Annotated in this window: 18 protein-coding genes; 8 read left to right on the forward strand and 10 right to left on the reverse strand. The window is 65.9% G+C overall.

The window, feature by feature from the left end; translation table 11 throughout:
- Positions 1 to 95 precede the first annotated feature (95 nt).
- Both purE and BR78_RS0111710 read left to right on the forward strand, forming a co-directional pair.
- Entirely contained in the window at positions 96 to 581 is a 486-nt protein-coding gene (gene purE / locus BR78_RS0111705) for a 5-(carboxyamino)imidazole ribonucleotide mutase (RefSeq protein WP_025587486.1), read from the forward strand.
- The gene (locus BR78_RS0111710; protein ID WP_025587484.1) at positions 578 to 1651 is read left to right on the forward strand and encodes a 5-(carboxyamino)imidazole ribonucleotide synthase; all 1074 of its coding nucleotides are present in this window, start codon (positions 578 to 580) and stop codon (positions 1649 to 1651) included. The genes purE and BR78_RS0111710 overlap by 4 nt, the downstream gene beginning before the upstream one ends.
- Positions 1652 to 1736: 85 nt before the next feature.
- Here BR78_RS0111710 and BR78_RS0111715 read toward each other — a convergent pair whose 3' ends face one another.
- Together BR78_RS0111715 and BR78_RS0111720 are read right to left on the reverse strand one after the other, a co-directional pair.
- The gene (locus tag BR78_RS0111715) at positions 1737 to 2036 is read right to left on the reverse strand and encodes a hypothetical protein (RefSeq protein ID WP_029936533.1); all 300 of its coding nucleotides are present in this window, start codon (positions 2034 to 2036) and stop codon (positions 1737 to 1739) included.
- A 23-nt stretch (positions 2037 to 2059) separates the two neighbouring features.
- On the reverse strand, positions 2060 to 4924 hold the full coding sequence (locus BR78_RS0111720) for a M16 family metallopeptidase (protein WP_025587593.1): 2865 nt from the start codon (positions 4922 to 4924) through the stop codon (positions 2060 to 2062).
- A gap of 142 nt (positions 4925 to 5066) precedes the next feature.
- Between BR78_RS0111720 and BR78_RS0111725 the strand changes: the two genes are divergently transcribed.
- From BR78_RS0111725 to clpB, 3 genes are all read left to right on the forward strand, one after another.
- Complete coding sequence (locus BR78_RS0111725) at positions 5067 to 6146, forward strand: M28 family metallopeptidase (RefSeq protein ID WP_025587595.1); 1080 nt, start codon at positions 5067 to 5069, stop codon at positions 6144 to 6146.
- Between the two features lie 119 nt (positions 6147 to 6265).
- Complete coding sequence (locus BR78_RS21985) at positions 6266 to 8755, forward strand: eCIS core domain-containing protein (protein WP_197021366.1); 2490 nt, start codon at positions 6266 to 6268, stop codon at positions 8753 to 8755.
- Positions 8756 to 8823: 68 nt separating this feature from the next.
- Positions 8824 to 11403, forward strand: coding sequence for an ATP-dependent chaperone ClpB (clpB, locus tag BR78_RS0111735; RefSeq protein ID WP_025587598.1), 2580 nt, complete (start codon positions 8824 to 8826; stop codon positions 11401 to 11403).
- A gap of 72 nt (positions 11404 to 11475) precedes the next feature.
- Here the strand turns inward: clpB and BR78_RS0111740 are convergent, their stop codons facing one another.
- The 4 genes from BR78_RS0111740 to xseA all read right to left on the reverse strand — a co-directional run bounded on the left by BR78_RS0111740 (position 11476) and on the right by xseA (position 17176).
- Complete coding sequence (locus BR78_RS0111740) at positions 11476 to 14445, reverse strand: TonB-dependent receptor plug domain-containing protein (protein ID WP_025587599.1); 2970 nt, start codon at positions 14443 to 14445, stop codon at positions 11476 to 11478.
- Between the two features lie 263 nt (positions 14446 to 14708).
- Positions 14709 to 15572: a M23 family metallopeptidase gene (locus tag BR78_RS0111745; RefSeq protein ID WP_025587600.1), complete on the reverse strand. Its 864-nt coding sequence runs from the start codon at positions 15570 to 15572 to the stop codon at positions 14709 to 14711.
- Positions 15569 to 15769 (reverse strand): DUF2093 domain-containing protein, encoded by a 201-nt coding sequence (locus BR78_RS0111750; RefSeq protein ID WP_025587602.1) that lies wholly within the window; start codon positions 15767 to 15769, stop codon positions 15569 to 15571. Before BR78_RS0111750 ends, BR78_RS0111745 begins: the two co-directional genes overlap by 4 nt.
- Before the next feature lie 24 nt (positions 15770 to 15793).
- Positions 15794 to 17176: an exodeoxyribonuclease VII large subunit gene (xseA, locus tag BR78_RS0111755; RefSeq protein WP_025587604.1), complete on the reverse strand. Its 1383-nt coding sequence runs from the start codon at positions 17174 to 17176 to the stop codon at positions 15794 to 15796.
- On the opposite strand from xseA, the gene purD reads away from it, so the two are divergent.
- Positions 17175 to 18449 carry a phosphoribosylamine--glycine ligase gene (purD, locus tag BR78_RS0111760; RefSeq protein WP_025587659.1) on the forward strand — a complete coding sequence of 425 codons (1275 nt, stop codon included), beginning with the start codon at positions 17175 to 17177 and terminating at the stop codon, positions 18447 to 18449. The two genes, xseA and purD, sit on opposite strands and share 2 nt — an antisense overlap.
- 43 nt (positions 18450 to 18492) lie before the next feature.
- On the opposite strand, the gene BR78_RS0111765 is transcribed toward purD, so the two are convergent.
- The 3 genes from BR78_RS0111765 to BR78_RS0111775 form a co-directional block, all read right to left on the reverse strand.
- On the reverse strand, positions 18493 to 20640 hold the full coding sequence (locus BR78_RS0111765) for a TonB-dependent siderophore receptor (RefSeq protein WP_029727505.1): 2148 nt from the start codon (positions 20638 to 20640) through the stop codon (positions 18493 to 18495).
- Between the two features lie 221 nt (positions 20641 to 20861).
- Positions 20862 to 22097 (reverse strand): HD-GYP domain-containing protein, encoded by a 1236-nt coding sequence (locus tag BR78_RS0111770; protein WP_025561218.1) that lies wholly within the window; start codon positions 22095 to 22097, stop codon positions 20862 to 20864.
- A 126-nt stretch (positions 22098 to 22223) separates the two neighbouring features.
- Positions 22224 to 23213, reverse strand: coding sequence for an adenosine kinase (locus BR78_RS0111775; protein ID WP_025587663.1), 990 nt, complete (start codon positions 23211 to 23213; stop codon positions 22224 to 22226).
- A 56-nt stretch (positions 23214 to 23269) separates the two neighbouring features.
- Between BR78_RS0111775 and BR78_RS0111780 the strand changes: the two genes are divergently transcribed.
- Both BR78_RS0111780 and BR78_RS0111785 read left to right on the forward strand, forming a co-directional pair.
- Complete coding sequence (locus tag BR78_RS0111780) at positions 23270 to 23962, forward strand: EI24 domain-containing protein (protein WP_025560186.1); 693 nt, start codon at positions 23270 to 23272, stop codon at positions 23960 to 23962.
- Positions 23959 to 24345: a hypothetical protein gene (locus BR78_RS0111785; protein ID WP_025560185.1), complete on the forward strand. Its 387-nt coding sequence runs from the start codon at positions 23959 to 23961 to the stop codon at positions 24343 to 24345. The genes BR78_RS0111780 and BR78_RS0111785 overlap by 4 nt, the downstream gene beginning before the upstream one ends.
- 88 nt (positions 24346 to 24433) lie before the next feature.
- Here BR78_RS0111785 and queG read toward each other — a convergent pair whose 3' ends face one another.
- Entirely contained in the window at positions 24434 to 25501 is a 1068-nt protein-coding gene (gene queG / locus BR78_RS0111790; RefSeq protein ID WP_025560184.1) for a tRNA epoxyqueuosine(34) reductase QueG, read from the reverse strand.
- Between the last annotated feature and the right edge of the window lie 12 nt (positions 25502 to 25513).

Below are 25513 nucleotides of genomic sequence, written 5' to 3' on the forward strand. Positions count from 1 at the left end.
CCCCCAACCCCTCCCCTGAAGGGGAGGGGCTTAAGTGTGTTGCCCTCCCCGCTCCTCCCCACTAACAACCCACGCTTCCTGAAGACGGGGCAAGCATGTCGGACGCACCTAAAGTCGGCATCATCATGGGCAGCACTTCCGATTGGGAGACGATGCGCCATGCCGCGCGCGTGCTCGACGAACTGGGTGTGCCGCACGAGACCAAGGTGGTCTCGGCGCATCGCACGCCGCAGCGGCTTTACGATTACGCCACCAGCGCCGCGGACCGCGGGCTAAAGGTGGTGATCGCGGGCGCGGGCGGCGCGGCGCATCTCCCCGGCATGGCGGCATCGATGACGCACTTGCCCGTGCTCGGCGTGCCGGTCGAGTCAAAGGCGCTCAAGGGCGTCGACAGCCTCTATTCGATCGTCCAGATGCCCGGCGGCGTCCCCGTCGGCACGCTGGCGATCGGCAAGCCCGGCGCGATCAATGCGGGCCTGCTGGCCGCGGCGATCCTCGCGACCTCGGACGACGCGCTCGCCGGGCGGCTCAAGGCATGGCGCACGGCGCAGACTGACGGCGTGGCGACCGACCCCGAATGACTGCGCTCCCTCCCGGATCGATCATCGGCATTTTGGGCGGCGGCCAGCTCGGGCGGATGCTCGCGGTCGCCGCGGCGCAGCTCGGCTATCGCACGCACGTCCTCGCGCCGGATGCCGAGAGCGTCGCCGCTCAGACCGCATCGAGCTACACCCGCGCCGATTATCACAGCCGCATCGTGCTCGACGAAGTCGCCGGGCAGACCGACGTCGTGACTTACGAGTTCGAGAATATCGCGATCGGCCCGGTCGAATATCTGTCGGGTAAGGTTCCGGTACGGCCCGGCCCGCAGAGCCTGTCGATCGCGCAGGACCGTGCACGCGAGAAGGCGTTCGTCGGCGCTCTGGGCGGACGGACGGCGTCCTGGGCACCGGTCTCTACGCTCGAAGAGCTCAAGGCTGCGATCGACCAGATCGGCGCGCCGGCGATCCTCAAGACGCTGCGGCTCGGCTATGACGGCAAGGGCCAGGTGCGCATCCGCGACGCCGCCGAAGCGGAGGCGGCGTGGGCCGAGATCGGCGAGCGGCCGGCGATCCTCGAAGGCTTCGTCGCCTTCAGCCACGAATTCTCGATCATCACCGTGCGCGGCGCGGACGGCGCGCTTACCAGCTATCCTCCCCCGTGGAACGAGCACAAGGACGGGATCCTCGCCCGTTCCTCGCTCCCCGCCCCTGCCGAGATCGCACGGCATTGGACCGAAGCCGCCACGCTCGCCGGACGCGTCGCGGAAGCGCTCGGCCATGTCGGCGTGCTCACCCTCGAATTCTTCGCGACCGACGACGGACCGGTGTTCAACGAGATGGCGCCGCGAGTGCACAATTCGGGACATTGGACGATCGAGGGCGCCGAAACCTCGCAATTCGAAAACCATATCCGCGCAATCTGCGGGCTGCCGTTGGGATCAACCGCACTGACCGGCAGCCATGTCGAGATGGAGAACCTCATCGGCGACGAGGCACATCGCTGGGCGGAACTGCTCGCCGAGTCGGGCGCGCATCTGCACCTCTACGGCAAAGCGAATATCCGGCCGGGCCGCAAGATGGGCCATGTGACACGAGTGAAGCGCACCTGATCCTCCCCGCTAGGAGGAGGATTAAACAGAAAAGGGTTCGCTTCCTTTCGGGAGCGAACCCTTTTACCTCACCAGAAGTGCAACCTCAGCCGCGCGTGCCGGTGATCGGGAAGCTGCCGAACGCACCCGCAGTGACGGTGCCGTTGAGGTTGTCGCCGTCGACGGTCGCATCGACGGTGAGCGTCATCGGCATCGGCACGGTGATGTCGAGCGAGAAGGTCAGCGTGTCGCCGTCGACCTTGCCGTCCTTGATGTCGGTGGTGCCGAGCCCGCCCGAGAAATTGCCGGTGAAGCTGTCGCCCGCGCTCTGCACGGTGAGCACCGCCTGCTGATCGCCCATCGGCGATTTGGTCACCGTGTTCCAGCTGCCATCGACATTCGCCATTGCGTCTCTCCTGATCGCGGAAGTTATTTCGATGCGGCGGTCGCGGCCGAACCTGCCACCGATACTGCGGGAACCACCTCGACAGGCAGGCCGAGGCTGTCAAGCTGCGGCTTGACCTTCGCGGCGTCGCCCACGACCACCCAGACGAACTTCTTCGGGTCCAAAGCCGCGCGTGCCGCAGCGTCAAGTTGCGCGACGGTCATCGCCCGATATTTTTGCGTGACGGTGTCGTAGAAATTGTCCGGACGGTGCCGCAGGTCGTTCTGCTGCATCGCCGAGAGCACCGCGCCGGAGGTTTCGAATCGGCCGGCGAGCTCCCGCGTGGTACCGTTGACTTCGCGGGTCAGCTCGGCGTCGGTGACGCCCTTAGTGGCCAGGAAGTCGCCGACCTGCTGCTGGATCGCCTTGATCGATTCGCCGGTCTTGTCGGCCTGGACGGGGGCGCTGATCGTGTAGGGCACTGCCTTTTCGAGCCAGTCGTACCCGCCCCGCGCGCCATAGGACCAATGCTTGTTCTCGCGCAGCTCCATGTTGATGCGCGAGAGGAAGCCCGAGCCGAGCACCTGATTGGCCGTGACGGGAACGAGCAGCTCGCTCGCGGGATCGAGCGGGGTCATCTGTGCGGCGAGGATCAGCGACTGCGGCGAATCGGGGCGATCGACCAGCAGAATCTTGGGAGCAGCCTGGGTCGGCGCGACGGTGAACGCCTTGACGCCTGCCGCGCCCTCGCCCTTCCAGTTGCCGAAACGCGCCTCGAGCGCAGCCTTGACCTCGGCGAGCGGGCGATCGCTGACGACGAAGACCTTGGCCTTGTCCGGGCGGATCCACGCACGGTAGAATGCGAGCAGGTCGTCGCGGGTCAGGGACTTGACCGCGGCCGGATCGCCCGATCCGGCGGCGAGCTTCACATAAGGATTGCCGGCGCCATAGAGCAACGGCGGCAGCGCACGGCTGGCGAGCCCTTGCGGGCTGGTGAGTTCTTGCGCGATTCCGGTGAGCTGCGTTGCGCGGATCCGCTCGATCTCCTGGGGCGCGAATGCGGGGTTGCGCACGACATCGGCGAACAGGTCGAGTGCGCCGCCCAGATTCGGGCTGGGCGCCGTCACGCCGAGATACGTGCGATCGGCCGAGCTGCCGGTGCTGATGCTCGCGCCCAGTCGCTCGCGCGCCTCGGCGATCGCAGTCGAATCGAGGCTGGTGGTTCCTTCGTCGAGCAGCGACAATACGAGGGTCTGCGTGCCCAGCTTGGCGGCGGGATCCGCCGCAACGCCTGCGTCGAAGCTCATCACCACCTGGGTGACGGGAACGGCGGTGCGATTGGCGTAGACTATTTCCATGCCGTTGGAGAGTTTGGTGCGGGTGACGTCGGGGAAGTCGAGATCGCCGATCGGCGACACGCCCGGAAGCGCGCCGCGCGTGCCCTTGACCGCTTCGGCCTTCGGACCCTCGGCGGGCTTGGTAGCGGCGGGCACCGCCTGCGCTTCCTGATAGGCTTCGCGCTGGCCGGGCTCGACCATGATCGTCAGCGACGGACGGCTGAGCCACTTCTTGCCCGCGGCCTGCACCTGCGCTGGCGTGACTTTCGCGGTTTCGGCGAGCTGTTTCTTGTAGAAAGCGGGATCGTCCGAATAGAGTTCACCCGAAGCCAGCGCGACTGCCTTGCCGCCGAAGCCACCGACCGATTCGAGCCCCGAGATGCGACCCGATACCGTCGTGGTGGCGACACGCTGGACTTCATCCGCGGTAGGACCGTTCTTGATCAGATCGGCGACGATCTCGTCGAGCCGCTTCGCCACCAGATTGGCGTCGACGCCGGGCTTCACGATCGCCTGGACCTGGAAGATACCGAGCTGCGCCATCGACTGGACGCCGGCCGAGACCTGCACCGCCGCCTTTTCCTGGCGCACCAGCGCATTGTCGAGCCGCGAGCTGGCGAGCCCGCCGAGCACGTCGCCGAACACGTCGAGCGCGACCGCATCGGGATCGTTCATCCCCGGCACCGCCCAGGTGCGCAGCACCATCGTCGCCGCGACGCGATCCTTCATGGTCACGGTCTTCGACTGGGCCAGCGTCGGCACTTCGACCTTGGGAAGAACGCTCTTCGGCCCGGCGGGAATCGCGCCGAAATACTTCTCGACCAGCGGGCGCGCTTCCTTCGCGTCGACATCGCCTGCGATCACGAGCACCGCGTTGTTCGGCCCGTAATGCGAGCGGAACCAGTTCTTGACGTCGTCGAGGCTGGCGGCGTCGAGATCGGCCATCGATCCGATCACGTTATGGCCATAGGCGTTACCCGCCAGCAGCTCCTCGAGCAATTTGTAATAAACGAGACCGTAAGGCTGGTTGTCCCCCTGCCTCTTCTCGTTCTGGACCACGCCGCGCTGCTCATCGAGCACGTCCTGCGTGATCGCGCCGAGCAGATAGCCCATGCGATCGCTCTCGAGGAAAAGCGCTCGATCGAGCGCCGGGCGTGGGACGGTCTCGAAATAATTGGTGCGGTCGAACGACGTGGTGCCGTTGAAGTCGGTTGCGCCGACCTGCTTCAGCGGTTCGAAGAAATCGCCCGGGGCGTTCTCGGAGCCGTTGAACATCAGATGCTCGAATAGATGCGCGAAGCCGGTCTTGCCCTGCGGTTCGTGCTTCGAACCGACATCGTACCAGGTCGAGACCGCAACGATCGGCGCCTTGCGATCGGTATGGACGATGACACGGAGGCCGTTCTTGAGCGTGAATTCCTCATAGGGAATATCGACGCGCTTCACCAGCTCGGCCACGGGCACCGGCCTGGCGGCGGTGGCGCTCGCGGTGACCTGCTGCGCGGCGGCGGGGATCGAGGCGGTAGCGAGCGCAACCGTGGCTGCACTGCAGTACATCAGGAACGATTTCATGTGAGCTGGACTTCCCGGAAAGGATGAGGCTGCGCCGAACATAGCGCAGACAGTAACCGCTGCAACCGAATCCGTAGTCGCTTGTAGTCAGCCGTTTTTTGATTAGCCTCAACCGATTGGCGCCTTTTCCGAGAGACTTCCCATGCGCGTTTCGATGCTCCTCGTCGGGCTTTCGCTCGCCTTCGCGCCAATGGCCGCGCACGCCCAGGCGGCACCAGACGAACCGACGTTCAGCGCGAGCGAAGTGCGCAAGCATGTGGAGTTCCTCGCCGACGACGCGCTGGGGGGCCGCTACACGCTGTCGAAGGGCTATCTGACCGCCGCCGTCTATGTCGCCGAGCGCTTCGCCGCGCTCGGACTGGTCCAGGCCCGGACCGACGCGGGCTGGTTCCAGCTTGCCAAACTTCCGATCACGAGGGGCAACCCGCCGCGCAAGCGTATCTACAAGGCGCCCAATGTCATCGGAATCCTGCCCGGCTCCGATCCGGTACTCAGGAACGAATATGTCGTGCTGAGCGCGCATCTCGACCATGTCGGAACCGATCCGTCGCGCGCCGGCGACAAGATCTACAATGGCGCGATGGACAATGCCTCAGGTGTCGCGACCATGCTCGAGACCGCGCGCGCCTTCGCGGGGAGCAAGCAGCGGCCAAAGCGATCGATCCTGTTCGTCGCGCTGGCGGGCGAGGAGAGCGGGCTGCTCGGATCCGATTATCTCGCGCGCAACCCGGTGGTCGGGAAAGGCAAGGTGGTGGCGGACGTCAATCTCGACATGCCGATCCTGCTCTACGACTTCAAAGATGTGATCGCGTTCGGCGGCGAGAATTCGACGATGGGCGAAGTCGTCGCGCGTGCGGGCGCCAGCATGGGCGTCTCTGTCTCCCCCGACCCGATGCCCGAAGAGGATTTCTTCGAGCGCTCCGATCACTACAGCTTCGTCAAGGTCGGCGTGCCCTCGATCTTTCTGATGACCGGATTCAAGAACGGCGGCGAGAAGGCCTTCCGGAGCTTCCTTGCGAAGAACTATCACCAGCCCTCCGATCAGGCCGATCTGCCGTTCAACTGGGAAGCGGGCGCCAAGTTCGCGCGGCTCAACTATCTGATCGCCCGCGAAGTGGCCGACCTGCCCGAGGCGCCGCGCTGGTACGAAGGCAATCGTTATGGCGACCGTTTCGCCAAGGGCGCGCCTCGGGCACAGCGGCCGGCGCAGACCGCTCCATAACGGATCGGATATAGCTCTGCTTGCCGCCGCGAACGCGGCATCCTCGCGCCCGCCCGCCGCCCGCGGGTGGAGGACTCCCGATGCCCGGCCATTGCGAGCAGCCTCGCGCGAAGCGGACCGTGACGACGCCACGGGTCGCCGCATCGCTTGCCACGCATCCGCTCCAGGGCAGAGGTCCGCTACAGGCGATGCGCGCGCAGGCGATTCAGCTCAACGCCGGCCGCGCGAACCGTACCGGAATCCCTGACGGCCTTAAGCGCGGGATGGAGGGCATGTCGGGCGTGTCGCTAGACGACGTGACGGTACATCGCAATTCGGCCGAGCCCGCGCGCTTCGCGGCGCTGGCTTATGCGCAAGGCAATCAGGTCCATCTCGGCCCGGGCCAGGAGCGGCATTTGGCGCACGAAGTGGCGCATGTCGTCCAGCAGAAGCAAGGCCGGGTTCGTGCGACCGGGCAAGCATTGGGCCAGCCGCTCAACGACGAGGCCGGACTGGAGCGCGAGGCCGATGCGATGGGTGCGCGCGCCGCGTCGGCGCAGGCGTCCGGCCCCGCGCCGACGCCGGATGCCGCGATTCAGGCCCGCATGCCCATTCAGCGCCAGCCGGTCTTCCTGCTCGACCAAGCGGCAGTGCCTCCCGGCGTGAAGGGCATGCACGCGATCCTGGTCCGGCTCATCGAGACCGAAAGGAAGCTTGAGGGCAAGCTCCCAGACCTCGCCGCGATTCCCGAGCTTCCCAGGCTGCTCTTCCGGCTGATGCATGACGAGGGCCGGCACGACACGTTCGATCTGGATAGCGAGCAGGGCGCGGCATTCCTGACTTACGAGTTGCTGAGCCTCGGCAAGGCGCCGCAGCCTGTCCAGGGCGGCAAGGGCGCAAATGGGAGCAGCGGTGGCCAGACCGCGAGCGCTTCGTCCAAACCGCAGACCAGCGGCGGTTCGAGCAAGGCCTTCGAGACCGTGTTCCTCGGCGCGGGTGCGAGCATAGCTTATTATCTCGCCGCCGGGCGCGGCCAATATTCACCGAGCGCATCGATCATCATCGGTCTCGCCGATCCGTGGGGGGGCAAGCGTGGGCCGGGTGTGGTGGCGCACCCCGAAAGCATGATCACGCCGATGCTCGAGTTTCTCGGCCAGAAGACCGACAGCGTTTGGACCGAACGCGGCAAATTCGCGCAATTGGTGGCGACGGTGATCCAGCGATCCGGGCTGCCGCTGATCCGCGAGAAGGTGCTGCGCGTCGAAGAAATGTCCGACGGCACCTATCTGGTCAGCACCACCGGCGGACGGGTGCGCGCGCGCAACATTGTCGGCGGCATGGGCAGCGGCGAGCATCGCCCGCCCAAGGTCGACGCCAGTGCGATCGCAGCCAAGCCGAGCGACGTTGCGGAAAATCCGCAGCAAAACAGCGCGATCGCCAAGCGGGTAATGAACATGGACGTGTTCACGCGAGTCGCCGACCGCATCTACGGCGCCAGCGGGAGCGGTGGGAGCGCCGGAAGCGCCGCCAAGCTTATGCTGGCACCCGAAGGCCAGGCCGTTCCCGGGCGCGAAGCGCGCGCCGCGATCCATATGGTCCTGTCCGGCGGCAATGGCGGAATCGATGTCGCGTTCACCGCGCTGCAAAAGGGCTTCCGCGTGACCTGGCTGGTAGGGGCCGGCGGACCGCGCTTCCTCGAAGGCTTTTTCAACTATGCGGCCAAATATGCGATGGATCGTTCGGCGCAATTCTCGGCAACCGGCGGCCGCGCCGCTTCGGTGGACAGCAAGCAAAAGGTCGCCGAGATCAGGCGGCATCTGGAGCAGCTATATGCCGGGCAGGAGCACGTGCTTCTCAAGGGCGTGGTCGACTATTTCGCCGAGACGGCGCGTTTCGAGGCAGTTCATTTCGCCGATGCAGGCGCTGTCTCGCTCAAGGGCACGCAGGTCGACATCGGACTCGTCCTTGGTGAGCGGACCGTTGGAACGGTATCGGGCGACCTCTACGTCTATGCCCATGGCCAGGACGGATCGGCACTGCAAATCTTCGAGTCGCTGCGGAGCAAGATGACGCCGGTCATCGACCAAAATCTTCGCTTTCTCAGTCCGACGAGCCGGGAAAACCCCGACGTGAAGAGCGGACAGGTCAAGCAGCAGGACACCGTGTTGGGAATGGAACACCGGTCGAAGAGCGGCGGCTCGCTCAAGCTGATTGGCGCGGCCGGCTTCCGGCACCCCGATCAGAAGCCTCCCACGATGAGGCCAGTCATCGATTCGCTGCCCCCGAACGTGCTGCTCAACGACCAGCTGACGCCGTCGCGCAGCCAGATCGAAGCGCAGCTCGATTATGTCCGGCCTAATATCGCCTCCGTCGCCGACTTCATAACCGACGATCGCACCCAGCTCGCGATGCACATCGCCGCGCGCTATCCGTTCGTCCCGGGACCGGACATTGAGCAGCTGACCGCCACGATCATCCGCAGCCGGACCGACGGCTTCCCCAAGGCGCCCGAGATCACCGCGGTTCCCCCGAACAGCGCCAAGTTCCAGAAGGCCTGGGAAACCAGGCTGATCATGCTCAACGAGGTGGGCAAGCTCAAGAAAGAGGGCAAGCGAAAATCAAACCTCTGAGGGCCCCAATCGCTCTTGTGTTGCACAATGGCAACACTACATCGGCTCCGTAACCAATAGGGGCCAGCATGAACCTCGAAAAATTCACCGACCGCGCCAAGGGGTTCCTCCAATCGGCGCAGACCGTTGCGATCCGGATGAATCACCAGCGCATCTCGCCCGAGCATCTGCTCAAGGCGCTGCTCGAGGACGAGCAGGGCATGGCGACCGGGCTGATCGGCGCGGCGGGCGGCGACGCCAAACGCGCGCTTGCCGAAACCGATGCGGCGCTGGCCAAGGTTCCCGCCGTGTCGGGCGGCGGCGCGCAACAGACGCCGGGGCTCGACAATGACGCGGTGCGCGTGCTCGACCAGGCGGAGCAGGTCGCAGCCAAGGCCGGCGACAGCTTCGTCACCGTCGAGCGGCTGCTGCTCGCACTGGCGCTGGCCGGCACCACCACCGCGGGCAAGGCACTCGCCGCCGCCGGCGTCACGCCGCAGAACCTCAACGCCGCAATCGACAAGCTTCGCGGTGGACGCACCGCCGACACCGCGGGCGCCGAGGATCGCTATGACGCGCTCAAGAAATTCGCACGCGACCTCACCCAGGCGGCGCGCGACGGCAAGCTCGATCCGGTGATCGGCCGCGACGAGGAGATCCGCCGCACGATCCAGATCCTCGCGCGGCGCACCAAGAACAATCCCGTCCTCATCGGCGAGCCCGGCGTCGGCAAGACCGCGATCGCCGAAGGCCTCGCGCTGCGCATCGCGAACGGCGACGTGCCCGACAATCTCAAGGATCGCACGCTGATGTCGCTCGACATGGGCAGCCTGATCGCCGGCGCCAAATATCGCGGCGAGTTCGAGGAGCGGCTGAAGGGCGTGCTCGACGAGGTCAAGGCCGGCGAAGGCGACATCATCCTGTTCATCGACGAGATGCACCAACTGATCGGCGCGGGTAAGACCGAAGGCGCGATGGATGCGGGCAATCTGCTCAAGCCCGCGCTCGCCCGCGGCGAGCTCCATTGCATCGGCGCGACCACGCTCGACGAATATCGCAAATATGTCGAGAAGGACCCCGCGCTCCAGCGGCGCTTCCAACCGGTGTTCGTCGGCGAGCCGACGGTCGAGGACACGATCTCGATCCTGCGCGGATTGAAGGAGAAATACGAGCTGCACCACGGCGTGCGGATCACCGACGGCGCGATCGTCAGCGCCGCGACGCTCTCCAACCGCTACATCACTGACCGCTTCCTGCCCGACAAGGCGATCGACCTGATGGACGAGGCCGCCAGTCGCATCCGAATGGAAGTGGAGAGCAAGCCCGAGGAGATCGAGAATCTCGACCGGCGGATCATCCAGCTCAAGATCGAGCGCGAGGCGCTCAAGAAAGAGACCGATGCCGCGTCGAAGGACCGGCTCGCGACGCTCGAGGCCGAACTCGCCAATCTCGAGCAGCAATCGGCCGAGCTGACGACGCGCTGGCAGGCCGAGAAGGATAAGATCCATTCCGAATCGCGGATCAAGGAGCAGCTCGACGCCGCGCGCGGCGAGCTCGAGCAGGCGCAGCGTGCCGGCGATCTCGCGAAGATGGCCGAGCTTTCCTACGGCACCATCCCGACGCTGACCAAACAGCTCGAGGAAGCGCAGGCGACAACCAAGGGCGCGATGCTGCGCGAGGAAGTGACCGCCGACGACATCGCCGCGGTGGTCGCGCGGTGGACCGGCATCCCGATGGAGCGGATGCTGGAGGGCGAGCGCGAGAAGCTGCTCAACATGGAGGAACAGCTCGGCAAGCGCGTGATCGGCCAGGCCGATGCCGTGAAAGCGGTATCGACCGCGGTGCGGCGCTCGCGCGCCGGGCTGCAGGATCCCAACCGCCCGCTCGGCTCGTTCCTGTTCCTCGGGCCCACCGGGGTCGGCAAGACCGAGCTGACCAAGGCGCTCGCCGAATTCCTGTTCGACGATTCCAACGCGATGGTGCGGATCGACATGAGCGAGTTCATGGAGAAGCATTCGGTCGCGCGGCTGCTCGGCGCCCCTCCCGGCTATGTCGGTTACGAGGAAGGCGGCGTGCTGACCGAGGCGGTTCGCCGGCGGCCCTATCAGGTCGTGCTGTTCGACGAAGTCGAGAAGGCGCATGGCGACGTGTTCAACGTCCTGCTCCAGGTTCTCGACGACGGCCGGCTGACCGACGGCCAGGGCCGCACTGTCGACTTCTCGAACACGATCGTGATCCTGACCTCGAACCTCGGGAGCCAGTTCCTCACCAACCTCGCCGACGGACAGAAGGTCGAGGATGTCGAGCCGCAGGTGATGGAAATCGTGCGCGCGCATTTCCGGCCCGAATTCCTCAACCGGCTCGACGAGATCATCCTGTTCCATCGGCTGGCGGCGGATCACATGGCGCCGATCGTCGATATCCAGGTGGGCCGGGTGAGCAAATTGCTCGCGGATCGGAAGATCAAGATCGAGCTCACCGATGCCGCGCGCGCCTGGCTCGGGCGGGTCGGCTATGATCCGGTCTATGGCGCGCGTCCGCTGAAACGCGCAGTGCAGCGCTATCTGCAGGACCCGCTCGCGGACCTGATCCTGCGCGGCGACGTCAAGGACGGGGCTACGGTCACGATCGACGAGGGGGACGGGGCGCTGAAACTCAGCGTGGGCTGAGGCGCGATCGCCGGGCAAAAAGAAGGGGCGGCTCCTCGCGGAGCCGCCCCATTTTGTTGCGTCGTTCAGTCGTTAGAACTTGAACGAAGCGCCCGCACGGAAGGTGCGGCCGATAACGCCCGGGAAATGCCAGGTCGGCAGGTAGTTCACGCCCGAGTAAGACGCCGGTGCGATCGGCGCGCGCTCATTGGTGAAGTTGCCCACGTTCATGTAGAACGTGAAGTTGTCGTTCACCTTATACGTCATGTTCAGGTCGGCATAGATGAAGCGCTTGATGTAGCACGCATCTTCGCCGGTCCCGTACAGGTTCTGGTCGCACGACAGGTCGAGATCGCCATTGGCATCAGGCTCGACTTCGTCGGCGGCAACCGCCTTGATCCGCGAGACGTAATAGGTCGTCGCGCTGATCGAGAAGTCGCCGAGTTCGAGCGTGTTCTGCCAGTTGCCGCGCCATTCCGGCGTACCGGCACCCGACGACAGCTCGTACGGCCCAAGCGTACCGACATACGGGCGCGTCGTGCCATCGCCGAAATCGACGTCGAACTTCAGGATCTTGTTGACGTCGAGACGGCTGACGAACCGCACGCCGTCCGTGATCGGCAGATCGAGCGAAGCCGAGAAGTCGAGGCCCTCGGTCTTGAAGTAACCGGCGTTCACATACGGGCCGTTGATGACCAGCACGCGCGGCAGGGCGTTCGGGAAGAGCGGGTCGATCGCGTCGACGGCGCCCACCGTATAGCCTGCCGGAAGCGGCTGACCGGCGAAGTAGGCCGCGCGTGCCGCACCGGCATCCGGGCCGGCAACGATCACGTCGTTCTTCTTGATGTTGTAATAGTCGACCGTGATGCTGACGCCACGGGTCGGCTCGACAACGATGCCGCCGGTGAAGGCGCGCGAGGTCTCCGGCTTGAGGTTCGGGTTACCCGAGAAACCGCCGCCGACGCTGTACGACTGCGCATAGGGGTTGGTGTTGCCACCGCTGATCAGACCGCCGTGCGCGATCTGGAAGCTCGCGGGCGGTGTGAAGGTCACGAAACCCGGGAAGCTCGAGCGCGGATTGCTTTCCGCGAAGGTCGGAGCGCGGAAGCCCTGCGAATAGGTGCCGCGGATCGCCACTTCACGGATCGGCGTGAACTTCGCGCCGACCTTCGGCGAGAAGCGCGAGAAGCCTTCCGAATAATGGTCGTACCGGCCCGAGCCGCTCAGCTCGAGGATCGGCAGGACCGGCGCGCTGATTTCGAAATAGCCCGCAGTCACGGTGTGCGCGCCGAAAGCGGCCGCCGTGTTGGCATAATTCTCGCGGTTCGGATTCAGGCCCGGATTGTCGAGCGTCTCACGACGGATCTGGCCGCCGACAGCGACCTGGAGCGGACCGCCGGGAAGCTCGAAAAACTCGTGCGTGATCGATGCATCGAGCGATGCGAGCGACGTGGTTGCCCGGTTGGTGATGTTCGGAGCGACCATCTGACGCACCGCGTCGGTGTTAGCCGACGGGTTGATGAAATTGTACGCGCCGGTGTTCACCGCCTGCTTGAGGCCTGCGATGTTGATCACACCGAACGCGTTGAGCTCCAGATTGTCACGCGCGCCGACAGCCTCGACCCTCCAGTGGGTCTTCTCGCCGAACGAGCCGTTGAAGCCGATCGCGCCGCGAATGACTTCGTTGCCACGCTCGGTGCCCGTGCGGATGTCGCCGAACAGATAGTAGATGCGTGCCGCGTTAGCCGCCGCGGTTGCGGCGTCGGCGCCGTTGACGGTCGCATAGGGGTTGTTCGGGTTCAGGCGGCGGTCAGCGGCGGTGATGCAGTTCACGCCCGCAGCACAGACATAATAAGGCAGCACGATGCCCGGATTGTTCGACGCGGCCGACGGCGGGGCGCCATAAGGCTGGCGCTGACGGATCCCCGGCGGGGTGCCCTTGATATTGACCTGGCTGTGCGAATAGCTGCCGAGCACATAGGCTTCGATGTCGTCGGTCAGACGAATGCTGAGGCGGCCGTTGACCGAGAAGCGCTCCTGGAACGGCTGAACCTGGCTGAACTCATAGGTGTTGTCGTGCCGGCAGCCGACGCCGCCGGACGCACCGGCGACGGTGTAAGTGTTGCCCGGGCAGTTCGAGAGATTGAGCGTGGTGTAGAGGCCCGATGCAGCAACGCCGCCGGTGAACGGATTGTTGAGATCGCTCTGAGTGGTGCGGCGAACCACGGCGTTGATCGTGGGGGTCGACAGCGCGCTGTCGGCGGTGTTGTTGTCGATCAGGCCGATCGAGCTCAGGTCGGTCGTGTTGAACGGAAAGCCGACATCCTGCACCGAGATGCGGCGGTCCTGCTGATATTCGCCGTTGACGTAGAGGTTCCAGCCGGTGGCTTCATAGTCGCCGAAGCCCGCGGTCAGGTTGCCGCGATAACGCGCGCCATAGCCGCCCTCGGCGACGCCGCCCTCGACGGTACCGGCGACGCCGGTGAACTGCTTCTTGAGGATGACGTTGACCACGCCGCCGATCGCCTCGGCACCGTAGGTCGACGAGGCGCCGTCTTTCAGGACTTCGACGCGATCGACGATGCTGAACGGAATCGAATTGAGGTCGGTGTAGGAATTGTGGCCGTCGTCGTTCAGCGGGAAAGCCGCCGAACGGAGGCCGTCGATGAGGACGAGGGTCGACGACACGCCGAGGCCGCGCAGCGACACTGCCGAACCGCCTGCCGAGAAGCCGCCCTGGAAGCCGGTCGGGATCGAGCCGGCGCTATCGGCCGAGACCTGACGAATCGCATCGGCGATCGTGGTGGTGCCGGCGCGGCTGAGCGTCTCGCTGGTGACCACGGTCACCGGCGACGCGGTCTCCGTGTCGGTACGGCGGAACAGCGTGCCGGTGACGACGATGTCGCCCGAGTCCTGCGCATCATCGGTCTGCGCGTCGACCTGGGTCTGCCCCGGCGTCGATGCGTCCTGCGCGAACGCAGGCGCGGCGAACAGCGTACCTGCCAGCACCAGCGCGGACAAAGCCGAGCTGCCGCGCAGGCGTGCAAATTGCGTGTGCTTCATGAGTATCCCTCGCTTGTTCCGGCGCATGCCGCGATGCGGCGTCCGGAGTGTCTCCCCGCTCTCCCCGGATGCGCATTAGGCACACTTCGGGCAAAGCTTGAGGCGATGGATGAAGAGGGGTCCGCTCGCTGTAAAGCGGGCATTCAGGTTCACGGCCCGCCTTTTGGGAGCAGTGTATCCCAAATGACACATTGCGGGTTTGAATGTTGCGTGAGTAACTCGATACTTGAAAAATAATGTTGCGCCGCAATGAGCGAGACACATCAGTCCGCGGCCGGCATCGGCCCCGCGACAAGCAAGGGATCGAGCCGCGCGTCGTTCCAGCGCAGCCCCCAATGCAGATGCGGACCGGTGGCCCGCCCGCTCCTGCCGACCGCCCCGATCGGCTGGCCGCGGCGGACGCGCTCGCCCAATTTCACGTCGATTCGGGAAAGGTGCATGAACGCGCTGTTGAGCCCCATGCCATGGTCGATCAGCACCAGATTGCCTTCGAGCGTAAAGGGCCGGGGCGTGGCGAGGATGACCACTCCGTCCGCCGGCGCCAATACGATCGTGCCCGTCGGCCGCGCGATGTCTATGCCCGAATGATAAGCGCCGGGCTCGCCGGCATAGATTCGTTGCGAGCCGAACAGCGTCGAGATGCGGCCGACCGCCGGCCACAGGAAGGTCTGCCGCCAGCCTTGGGAATCGCTTCTCGACGCGCGCGCCGCGTTGATCTGGGCGAGCTCGGCCGGGCGCACCCGTTCGAACTCGGGGCGGGGCACCGGATATTTGGGCAAGGTGCTCAGGCGCGAAATGTCCCAGGCGCGCGGAGCGATCGAAAGCCGCTTGCGGAGCTCGCCGCCGGCATCGAGCCGGGCGACGAGCATCGCCGTCGGGCCGGCATCGCGGTCGAACGCGATCAGGAAGCGCCGGTCGGGAGCGATCTGCACCGGTCGGCCGTTGAGACTGAGCAATGTCGTTCCGCGCGGCGCCGTGCCGGTCGCGAGGCCGCCCTGCACCAGCTTGCCGGTCAACGCGAAAGGATCGGCTTGCACTGCCTCCGCTGGGGGTTCGGCGTCACGGGCCTGTGCGGCGGCGCAGAGCAGGCCGAGCGCAAGCGCGGCCCCGAACCGAGCGCGCCTCATTTGCCGTGGATCGCCTCGGCGGCATGCTGGGCACTGGCATAAGGCTCCTGGCGCTCGACGCTCCAGTAACGCAGCATATCGAGCGGAATGCGTTCGCCGCTGACCGCGCAGACGACGTGATCGCCCGGGGCGAGCACGCGGAAGCCGTTGGCCATATAGTGGAGCCGGGCGGCGCGGGCGGTGTTGGACATCAGCATGGCGGTCTCGATTCAGTGTCTGGTTTACAACAAGCTCGGTTGTTCAGGAGCTGAGGAACCTGCGTACGATTTGCCGCCCGGCCGCTCAACCCGGGCGTCTACGGGGCCGTCCCTGAACTGGAGCGTAATCGCTCCCGCCGCATGGGCTTCGGCGACGTTGCTGACAACCTTTCCCGACACCTTCGCGCTAACCCGGACATAGCCGCGCTGGAGCAGATTGTCGGGATTGACGCTGTCGAGCAGACGCGATGCGCCCTCGAAGCGATGCCGCGCGGTGGCGACGAGTTGCTCGAGTATGGCGGGGCGCAGCGCCCCGGCATCGCGATCGAGCTGCGCGCGGGCGAGCGTCACCCGACGCTCGAGCGCGCGATCGAGGCGGCCGGCGAGGTCGTCCATCTTCTGACGCTGAGGACCGAGCAGCGTATCGCGACGGGGGAGCACGCGAACCAGGGCGACGAGTCGCTCGCCTGCGCGCTCGTGATAGCGGCGGACACAGCGCTCGGTACGGTGCGCGAGCGTCGCCACGGTGTGGCGGACATCGGCGAGGACCGGCACCGCGATCTCGGCGGCGGCGGTCGGCGTCGGCGCGCGGAGATCGGCGGCGAAATCGCAAAGGCTCGTATCGGTCTCGTGCCCGACCGCTGAGATCACCGGAATTTCACTGTTCGCGACCGCACGGACAGTGACCTCCTCGTTGAACGCCCACAAATCCTCGATCGAACCGCCGCCGCGCGCGACGATGATCAGGTCAGGACGCGGAACCGGACCGTCCGCGGGCAGCGCGTTGAAGCCCTGCACCGCCGCGGCGACTTCCGCGGCGGCACCCTCTCCCTGCACCTTGACCGGCCAGACGAGGACATGGCTGGGGAAGCGATCGGCGAGCCGGTGCAGGATGTCGCGGATCACCGCGCCGGTGGGCGACGTCACTACGCCGATCGTGCGCGGCATATAGGGCAAGCGCTTCTTGCGCGCCGGATCGAACAGCCCCTCGCCCGCCAGTTTCGCCTTCAACTTCTCGAACAGCGCCATCAACGCGCCTTCGCCGGCGAGTTCCATCCGCTCGATCACGATCTGATATTTGGAGCGGCCGGGATAGATGGTGAGCTTGCCGGTGGCGATCACTTCGATTCCGTCCTGCGGCGAGAAAGCCAGTGCACTCGCGGCGCCGCGCCAGATTACCCCGTCGATCACTGCGTCGGCATCCTTGAGGCAGAGATAGGCATGGCCCGAGGCGGCGCGCTTCCACCCCGAAATCTCGCCGCGCAGCCGGACATGGCCGAACTCGCCCTCGACCATGCGCTTGAGCGCGAGCGAGAGTTCGCTGACGCTCATTTCAGGCGCGTTGTCCCCCGGCATTTGCTCGGCTACGAGCCGTCCAGATGACGTATCGAAGAAGGGGTCGGCCATGAACGTCCTGCTACTCGGGTCGGGAGGCCGCGAACATGCGCTCGCGTGGAAGCTGGCGCAATCGCCGCTCCTCGCGAAGCTCTACGCCGCGCCCGGCAATCCGGGAATAGCCGAGCACGCCGAATGCGCCGAAATCACAGTTTCGGACCATCGCGCAGTGATCGATTTCTGCCTGCGCCATTCGATCGGCTTCGTCGTGATCGGCCCCGAGGCCCCGCTTGTCGCGGGGCTCGGCGACAACCTTCGCACCATGGGCATCGGGGTGTTCGGGCCGAACAAGGCGGCGGCGCAGCTAGAGGGATCGAAAGGGTTCACCAAAGATCTGTGCGCGCGCGAGAACATTCCGACCGCGGGCTATGTGAAGGTGGAAAGCCGCGACGGCGGGCTCGCCGCGTTGAGCGACTTCGGGCTGCCGGTGGTAGTCAAGGCCGACGGGCTCGCTGCGGGCAAGGGCGTGACGGTGGCGATGACGCACGAGGAGGCCGAAGAGGCGATCCGCGGCATCTTCGCAGTGCCCGGCGGCAGCGCAGTGATCGAGGAATTCCTGGCGGGCGAGGAAGCCAGCCTGTTCGTGCTGACCGACGGGACGCACTTGCTTCCGTTCGGCTCGGCGCAGGACCACAAGCGCGTCGGCGACGGCGACACCGGACCCAATACCGGCGGCATGGGCGCGTACAGCCCCGCCCCGGTGCTGACGCCCGCGCTGGAGCGCGAGGCCATCGAGACGATCGTCCGCCCGACGATCGAGGCGCTGGCGCGGATGGGCTCGCCTTATTCGGGCGTGCTCTATGCCGGACTGATGCTGACCGCGCGGGGCCCGAGGCTGATCGAATATAATGCCCGCTTCGGCGATCCCGAATGCCAGGTGCTGATGCTGCGCTTCGAAGGCGATTTGCTGGAACTGATGATCGCGACGGCGAAGGGCGAACTGGCGGGTCGGCCGGATCCCGTCTTCTCGGCGGATACGGCGCTGACGGTGGTGATGGCGGCGGACGGCTATCCGGACACACCCGAGACCGGCGGCGCGATCCGCGGGATCGACGCGGCGGAAGCGACCGGCGCGAAGGTGTTCCATGCCGGCACGCGGATGGACGGCGACACCCTGGTAGCGAGCGGCGGGCGCGTGCTGGGAGTAACGGCGCAGGGGCCTTCGGTCCGCGCTGCACAGGCGGCGGCGTATCGCGCGGTGGATGCGATCGACTTCCCCACCGGCTTCTGCCGGCGGGACATTGGCTGGCGCGAAGTGGCACGCGAGGGCAAGGCGAAATCCTAGGCCCGGGCGGGCGGGCGGGCGGGCGCACCGCCACGCCCCGCCGTCAAAACGCGTATTTCAACGTCACCCGCGCATTCCTCGGTTCGCCATATACGAAGCCCGGGAACCAGCTGTTGCCGCTGAAAAAGGTCTGATCGAGCAGATTGTCGACATTGAGCTGAAGCGACACCTGCTTGTTCAGGTCATAGCGCGCCATGATGTTGACGATCGCATAATCGGGCTGGCCGATCTTCTCGACGACTCCCGAGCCGGGATTGGCCGCAGTGACCGGCGGCTGGCTCTCCCATTTGAGCGCGCCGCCGATCCGCAGGCCGTCGAGGGTGCCGGTAAAGCCGTAAGCGGTCGCGAAATTGAACGCCCTGCGCGGCTGATGGCTGAGCACGTCGGCACCGTCCGCGTCCTTCGCGCTGTAATCGCTCCAGCCCGCGCTGACGTCCCATTGCGGGGTGATCTTGCCGACCACTTCCAGCTCGTAGCCTTTGGCGACAGTCCCGCTCGCCCCGCGATACGCCGGATTGGACGTGCCCGGCACGAACTGGCCCGGATCGGGCACGGCGAGATTATCCTGTTCGATGCGGTACACCGCCGCCGTCGCGAGGAGCTTGCCGCCCAGCAGCAGCGCCTTCACGCCCGCCTCGTAGCTTTTCCCTTCGAGCGGATCGAGCAACCGGCCCTCGCGGTCGCGCAGATTGCCCTGCGGCTTGAAGATGTCGGTGTAGCTCACATAGGCCGAGAGATTGTCGGTGATGTCGTAGATCAGCCCGGCATAGGGCGTGAACACGCCCTTATACGCCAAACTGTAAGCAGCCCTGCCCGAAGGAAGTGCCTCCTCGTTGCGCTTGAAGCTGCTCAGGCGCCCGCCGGCGATCAGCTTCAGCCCGTCGAACAGGCTGATCCGCGTCGTGCCGTAAAGTGCCGCCTGCGTAGTGTTGCCCTTGTCGGACAGCACGTAACGATTGCCCCATTCGGGTTCGGCAAGCGTGCCGTCCCAGCGATTGAAATCACCGACGGGGTCGATCGCGATGGGATCGCGATTGGTCCAGCCGCCGTCGAGATAGCTCGCCATGGCACCGAAGGAGAGGTCATGGGTGCCGCCGAGCAGCGCGAACGTGCCGTTGGCCTGGATGCTGCCGTGCCATTGCTCGGGATCGGCCTTGTACCAATAGCCATAGCTGGTCATGCCCAGCCCGGTCACCCAATCCGGCATGCCGTCGAGCCACAACAGCTTCGAATCCTCCAGCCCCTTGTGATAGCCGAGGTCGCCGCGGATGCGCCAACCGCCGCCCAGATCGTGTGTCAACGTGGCGAAGGCCGAGATCTCGGTGGTGTTCCAATGGCCCCAGTCGGTGCCGGTGGTCTTCGACCGCGGCCAATCGGTCCGCGTGCCGTCGCTGTACCAATAGGGAAGCTGCGCCCACATCACGCCGTCCCGATCGTCACGCTGATAGCTGGCGCCGAAGGACAATTTGGTGCGCTCGCCCAGATCGGCATCCAGCACGCCGTAGAGGACGAGGCCCGTCCTTTCCTCGCGGTCGACGAACCCATCCTGCCGATATGCCTGGGCGACGGCACGGACGCGCACCGTGCCCGATGCGTTGAGCGGCGACTGGACATCCACCGTCGCGGCGATGCGGTTCCACGAACCGCCTTCGAGGCTGGCATAGCCGTCGAATTCGCCGGCATCCGCATGCTTGCGGATCAAATTGACCACCGCCGACGGATCGCCCGCGCCGTGCATGAGGCCAGCCGCGCCGCGGACCAGATCCACGCGCTCGTACAATACCGTGCTGGTCTCACCGAAACCGACATTGCCGTTGACGAACGGCGCGCCGTCGAGCTGGAAATTCTGGACCTCGAAGCCGCGCGCGGAAATGGCGCTGCGGCCGCGATCGATGTCCTTCTTGGAAATGCCCACGGCAAAGTCGAGCGCGTCGTTGATCGACGTCAGCGCCTGATCGGTGATCTGCTGCCGGGTGATGACGCTGATCGTCTGCGGCGTTTCGATGGGCGTGAGGGGGAGCCCGGTGGCCGCGGTGGGTTCGTTGCTTCGGCCGTAACCGGTAACGACGATGTCTTCGTCAGCCCCGTCGTTCGTTGCCGCGTCCTTTTGCGGCGCTTCCTGCGCGTGGACCAGTGCCGGCGTGAACAGCCAAGCCGTGCCCGTCAGCAGCAAACAAAATGAACGGCGCATCATTTTCCCCTTTTTGGCTTCCCTCGCATCGTGCTTCCGATGCGCCGGGCGCGCACTCGATCGCCGCCAGAACGAAGCCGGCAGCGTGAGGCGAACCGGCGGGATCTGGCGGGATGAGCGAGCGCAACGATCGCGACGGCCGAACGACGATTCGACTTCCCGGGGCGGATCGCTAATGCGATTGAGTTGCAATTACAAGAGTGGGCAGGCAGCCGAAGCCCTCAGCCCCGCGCGGATTGTCCGGCGATCAGCTTCTGCGACAATGCCCGCCAGTCGCCGAAGCCCCAGCGATCGGGGTCTTCCTCGCTGACGATCTGGTCGCTCCCGCCCGCGCTGGACAGGAAGACATCCTCGAGCGTGAGCGGCGCGCGTTCGAGCGCGCAGTGGAAGATGCGGACCTTGCTGCGCGCCTCCCTGGCGCCATCGGGCAGCGTGATGCCGAGGCGGTTCGAGCGCATCCGCACCAGCAGCCCGGTGGGCGCGACGCCGACGCTGCGGAAGAACTTGAACAGCAATTCGCGATCGAAATGGCCTTCCCAGCCATGCATCTCGGTCGCGGCCCGGAGCGGCGTCCAGCCTTCCTTGTAGGGGCGAGCGGAGGTGAGCGCGTCATACACGTCACAGATCGCGCCCATCCGCGCGGCTAGGCTGATCGCATCGCCCTTGAGGCCCTTGGGATAGCCAGTTCCATCGATCTTCTCGTGGTGGAGCAGGCTGACGTCGAGCACTTCCTGGGTGACGCTCTCCCCATTGGCGAGCATCGCATGGCCGTGCTCGGGATGGGTGCGGATCAGTGCGAGTTCATCCTCGTCGAGCGGGCCGGGCTTGTTCAGGACGGTGTCGGGCACCGCCATCTTGCCGATATCGTGGAGCAGGCCGGCCAGCCCCATCGACCGCACGGTCGGCTCGTCGAGACCGAGCTGATTGGCGAGATTGACCATCAGCGCGCAGACCGAGACCGAATGGAGATAGGTATATTCGTCCTTCGACTTCAGCCGCACCATGTCGATGAACATCGCAGGGTTGCGATCGACGGCTTGCGAGATGTCGGTGACGACTGACGCGACCGCTTCGGCGTCGATCGGTTGGCCGAGGCGAGCACCGTCGAACACGCTTTTCACCGCGTGCTTCGATCGTGCGATCGTCTTGCGGGCAAGCTCGCGATCAATCCTCACCGAATCGACCGGCGCGCAGGAAGTAACGGACATTTCAGCCAACGCCGGCTTGAGCACTCCCCCCGCAATATGCGCCCGTGGCGCGGCGCCTCCCTCGGGGCCGACGCCGCGTTCGACGTCGATCAGAACGGCGGGGACATCGCTGGCAAGCAGCGCGGCAAGATCCTCAGGCCGTTCCAGCAGGAAACGCGTGCGCCAGAACGGATGACTGAACCACGATCCTTCGAATCCGTGGATGTACATGCCCATCCTGGCCTGCCCGGGTGCGATCCGTCGCAGCAACTATTTGCCCCCCGCGAAACGGTAGCCGTTTCCAGCTGTCTATCCGTTTCGAGGTTTAGCAGTGCTTAAAAAAGCGTCTGAAAACAGGCGAATATGTTTCCATCATGTTTCAGAATCGCCGAATCCTCAGACAGCGGCCAGCTGCTTGAGGTCGGCTTCGGCGCGCGCGCCGTAATGCTGGATGATCTCGGCAGCGCAGATCGCGCCGAGTCGGAGCGATTCCTGCAAGCTCCGGCCCTGCGCCTGGCCGAACAGGAAGCCCGCAGCGAACATGTCGCCGGCACCGGTGGTGTCGACGAGGCGCTCGATCGGCTCGGCCGGCACTTCGACCCGCTCCGAACCCTGCAGGGCCATCGCGCCCTTCTCGCTGCGTGTGACGACGAGCAGAGGCACCTTGCCGTGGATATGCTCGACCGCCGCCTCGAACGTCTCGTGCTCGCACAAAGCGAGCAACTCGCTCTCGTTGGCGAAGAGAATGTCGATCAGGCCGTCCTCGATCAGCTTGCGGAAATCGCCGCCGTGGCGCGAGATGCAGAAGACGTCGGAGAGCGTGAAGGCGACTTTCCGGCCATTGGCCCGGGCAATATCGATCGCCTTGCGCATCGCGGCACGGGGCTCTTCGGGATCCCACAGATAGCCTTCGAGATAGAGGATCGCGCCATTGGCGATTACTGCTTCGTCGAGCGCGGCGGCGGGCAGGAACTGCGACGCGCCGAGGAAAGTGTTCATCGTACGCTGGCCGTCGGGGGTGACGAAAATCAGGCAGCGCGCGGTGGTCGGCTGACCGGGGCGAACCGCGGTGGCGAAGTCGACGCCGGCGGCGCGGATATCGTGCGCGAAGACGGTGCCAAGCTGATCGTCGGCGACCTGGCCGATGAACGCGCACTTGCCCCCGAGAGCCGCAATGCCGGCGACGGTATTGGCGGCCGAACCGCCCGAGACTTCGCGGCCGGGGCCCATCTTCGCGTAGAGCGCGTCGGCTTCCTCGGGTGAGAACATCAGCTGCATCGAGCCCTTGGCGACGCCGATCTCTTCGATGAAGCTGTCCTCGGCCTGGGCGAGAATGTCGACGATGGCGTTGCCGATGGCGACGACGTCATAGGTGGGGCTGGTCAAATCTGGGCTCCGACAGGGTTGCGCGGGCGCCCTAGAGCGCGGCAAAGCATAGCGCAATGATGCACGCGTTCTTCCTCGCGCTGGGACAGCTGTTCGACCGGCCGGTATTATTGGTCCTGCTCAAGTCCCTGGCGCTGACATTGCTGCTCTTCGCAGGACTTGGGCTGGGGCTCTGGTATGCGATGGATTGGCTGGGAGGTGCGACCAGCGAATGGATGGGGATCGGCAGCGACGCCGGGGCGTTCGCCGATGTGGCGACATTGCTGCTGTTCCTGCTCGGCTGGTGGCTGCTGTTTCGCGCAGTCGCAGTGGCGGTGTTGGGGATCTTCGCCGACGAAGTGGTCGCGGCGGTCGAGGCGAAGCACTATCCGGCGGCGCATGCCGCGGCGCGCGCCGTGCCGCTGGGACGCTCGATCACGATGGGCGTGGGTTCGGCGCTGCGGACGATCGCAGTCAATCTGCTGCTTTCACCGATCTATCTGATGCTGCTGATCACCGGCTTCGGCACGGCGCTGGCGTTTTTCGGAGTCAATGCCTGGCTGCTGGGGCGCGATCTTGGAGACATGGTCGCGGCGCGGCACATGGCTTATGCGCAGATTGCCGAATGGCGGCGGCAGACGCGGCTGCGTCGCTTCGGCCTGGGGGCTGTCGGCACGGGGCTGTTCCTGGTGCCGCTGATCAATCTGGTCGCGCCGGTGCTGGGTGCGGCGATGGCGACGCACGCATTCCACCGCAGGAGAAACGCATGAGATTCTGGGTTCTGGCGGGCGCGGTGGCGCTGGGCGGTTGCGGGGCGGAGATGATCCCCGAAGCGCGCCCCGCCGCCCATGTCCCCGTCCCCAGCGCGGCCCCGGCGGCTGCGCCGGCGAGCGTGACTGCGGTAAAGGGGCAACCGGCGGCGCGGCTGATCGCCCAGTTCGGCCAGCCGACGCTGGACGCGGCCGAGGGCCCGGCGCGCAAGCTTCAGTTCGCGGGGCCGATTTGCGTGCTCGACACTTATCTCTATCCGCCGTCGAACGCACGCGGCGAGCCGGTGGTGACCTATCTGGAGACGCGTCAGCACGACGGCAGGCCGATCGACCAGGCGAGCTGCCTCGCGGCGCTGGCGGCGGGCCGGCCGTCGGGGCGGTAGCCAAGCGCGCTCCCCTCTCGCTTGCGGGAGGGGTCGGGGGGAGGGTCTGACGTGCGTGAGTCGCGAAACCTCCCCGTCGCACCCTCCCCTAACCCCTCCCGCAAGCGAGAGGGGGAATTAGCCGCTCCAGCGCCCACTCCGCCGCTTCGCGGATCACTTCGTCGGGATCGACGAGCAGGGCGCGGACCGGTTCGACCAGCGCAGGGCTGGCGCTGTTGCCGGCGGCGATCAGGCAATTGCGGACCATGCGATCGCGGCCGATGCGCTTGATCGGCGAGCCTGCGAACACCTCGCGAAAGCCGGCATCGTCGAGCGCGAGCAGATCGGCCAATTCCGGCGCGGTCAGTTCGGCGCGCGGGGCGAAGGCGAGGTTTGCCTGCGCGGCGGCCGCGAACTTGTTCCACGGGCAAACCGCGAGGCAATCGTCGCAGCCATAGATGCGATTGCCCAACTTCTCCCGGAATTCGTGCGGGATCGGACCTTTGTGCTCGATCGTCAGATACGAGATGCAGCGGCGCGCATCGAGACGATAGGGCGCAGGGAAAGCATCGGTGGGGCAGGCCGTCTGGCATGCGTCGCAGCTGCCGCAGGTCGAGCGCCCGGCGCGGTCGGGCGCAAGATCGAGCGTGGTGTAGATCGCGCCGAGGAACAGCCAGCTGCCATGGCTGCGGCTGACGAGATTGGTGTGCTTGCCCTGCCAGCCGAGCCCGGCGGCTTCGGACAGCGGCTTCTCCATCACCGGCGCGGTATCGACGAACACCTTGACGTCCGCGCCCGGCGCCGCGCCGACCAGCCAGCGCGCGAGCTCCTTCAATTTGCGCTTGATCAGGTCGTGATAGTCGCCGCCCTGGGCATAGACCGAGATCCGGCCGACCTCCCCTTCCCCGGCCAACGCGAGCGGATCGGCGGCGGGGGCATAGCTCATCCCGAGCGCGATCACCGAGCGGACCCCCGGCCACAGCGACGCGGGGCTTTCGCGGTGGTGCGCGCGCTCCTCCATCCAGATCATCGAGCCATGGCTGCCGTCGGCGAGCCATTGGCGCAGGCGTTCTCCCGCCGCGGGGGCAGCGTCGGCGCGCGTGACTCCGCAAGCAGCAAAACCGATTTCGGCGGCTTTCTCCTTGAGGCGTTCTTCCAGTGGCTTGTCTTGGCGCACGCGCACCCGCTA

It is taken from the genome of Sphingomonas sp. UNC305MFCol5.2 (genome assembly GCF_000712135.1).
GTDB lineage: Bacteria > Pseudomonadota > Alphaproteobacteria > Sphingomonadales > Sphingomonadaceae > Sphingomonas.

Coding starts and splice junctions, on each gene's coding strand:
- purE (WP_025587486.1), top strand. CDS start 96: ATGTCGGACGCACCTAAAGTCGGCATCATCATGGGCAGCACTTCCGAT.
- BR78_RS0111710 (WP_025587484.1), top strand. CDS start 578: ATGACTGCGCTCCCTCCCGGATCGATCATCGGCATTTTGGGCGGCGGC.
- BR78_RS0111715 (WP_029936533.1), bottom strand. CDS start 2,036: ATGGCGAATGTCGATGGCAGCTGGAACACGGTGACCAAATCGCCGATG.
- BR78_RS0111720 (WP_025587593.1), bottom strand. CDS start 4,924: ATGAAATCGTTCCTGATGTACTGCAGTGCAGCCACGGTTGCGCTCGCT.
- BR78_RS0111725 (WP_025587595.1), top strand. CDS start 5,067: ATGCGCGTTTCGATGCTCCTCGTCGGGCTTTCGCTCGCCTTCGCGCCA.
- clpB (WP_025587598.1), top strand. CDS start 8,824: ATGAACCTCGAAAAATTCACCGACCGCGCCAAGGGGTTCCTCCAATCG.
- BR78_RS0111740 (WP_025587599.1), bottom strand. CDS start 14,445: ATGAAGCACACGCAATTTGCACGCCTGCGCGGCAGCTCGGCTTTGTCC.
- BR78_RS0111745 (WP_025587600.1), bottom strand. CDS start 15,572: ATGAGGCGCGCTCGGTTCGGGGCCGCGCTTGCGCTCGGCCTGCTCTGC.
- BR78_RS0111750 (WP_025587602.1), bottom strand. CDS start 15,769: ATGCTGATGTCCAACACCGCCCGCGCCGCCCGGCTCCACTATATGGCC.
- purD (WP_025587659.1), top strand. CDS start 17,175: ATGAACGTCCTGCTACTCGGGTCGGGAGGCCGCGAACATGCGCTCGCG.
- xseA (WP_025587604.1), bottom strand. CDS start 17,176: ATGGCCGACCCCTTCTTCGATACGTCATCTGGACGGCTCGTAGCCGAG.
- BR78_RS0111765 (WP_029727505.1), bottom strand. CDS start 20,640: ATGCGCCGTTCATTTTGTTTGCTGCTGACGGGCACGGCTTGGCTGTTC.
- BR78_RS0111780 (WP_025560186.1), top strand. CDS start 23,270: ATGATGCACGCGTTCTTCCTCGCGCTGGGACAGCTGTTCGACCGGCCG.
- BR78_RS0111785 (WP_025560185.1), top strand. CDS start 23,959: ATGAGATTCTGGGTTCTGGCGGGCGCGGTGGCGCTGGGCGGTTGCGGG.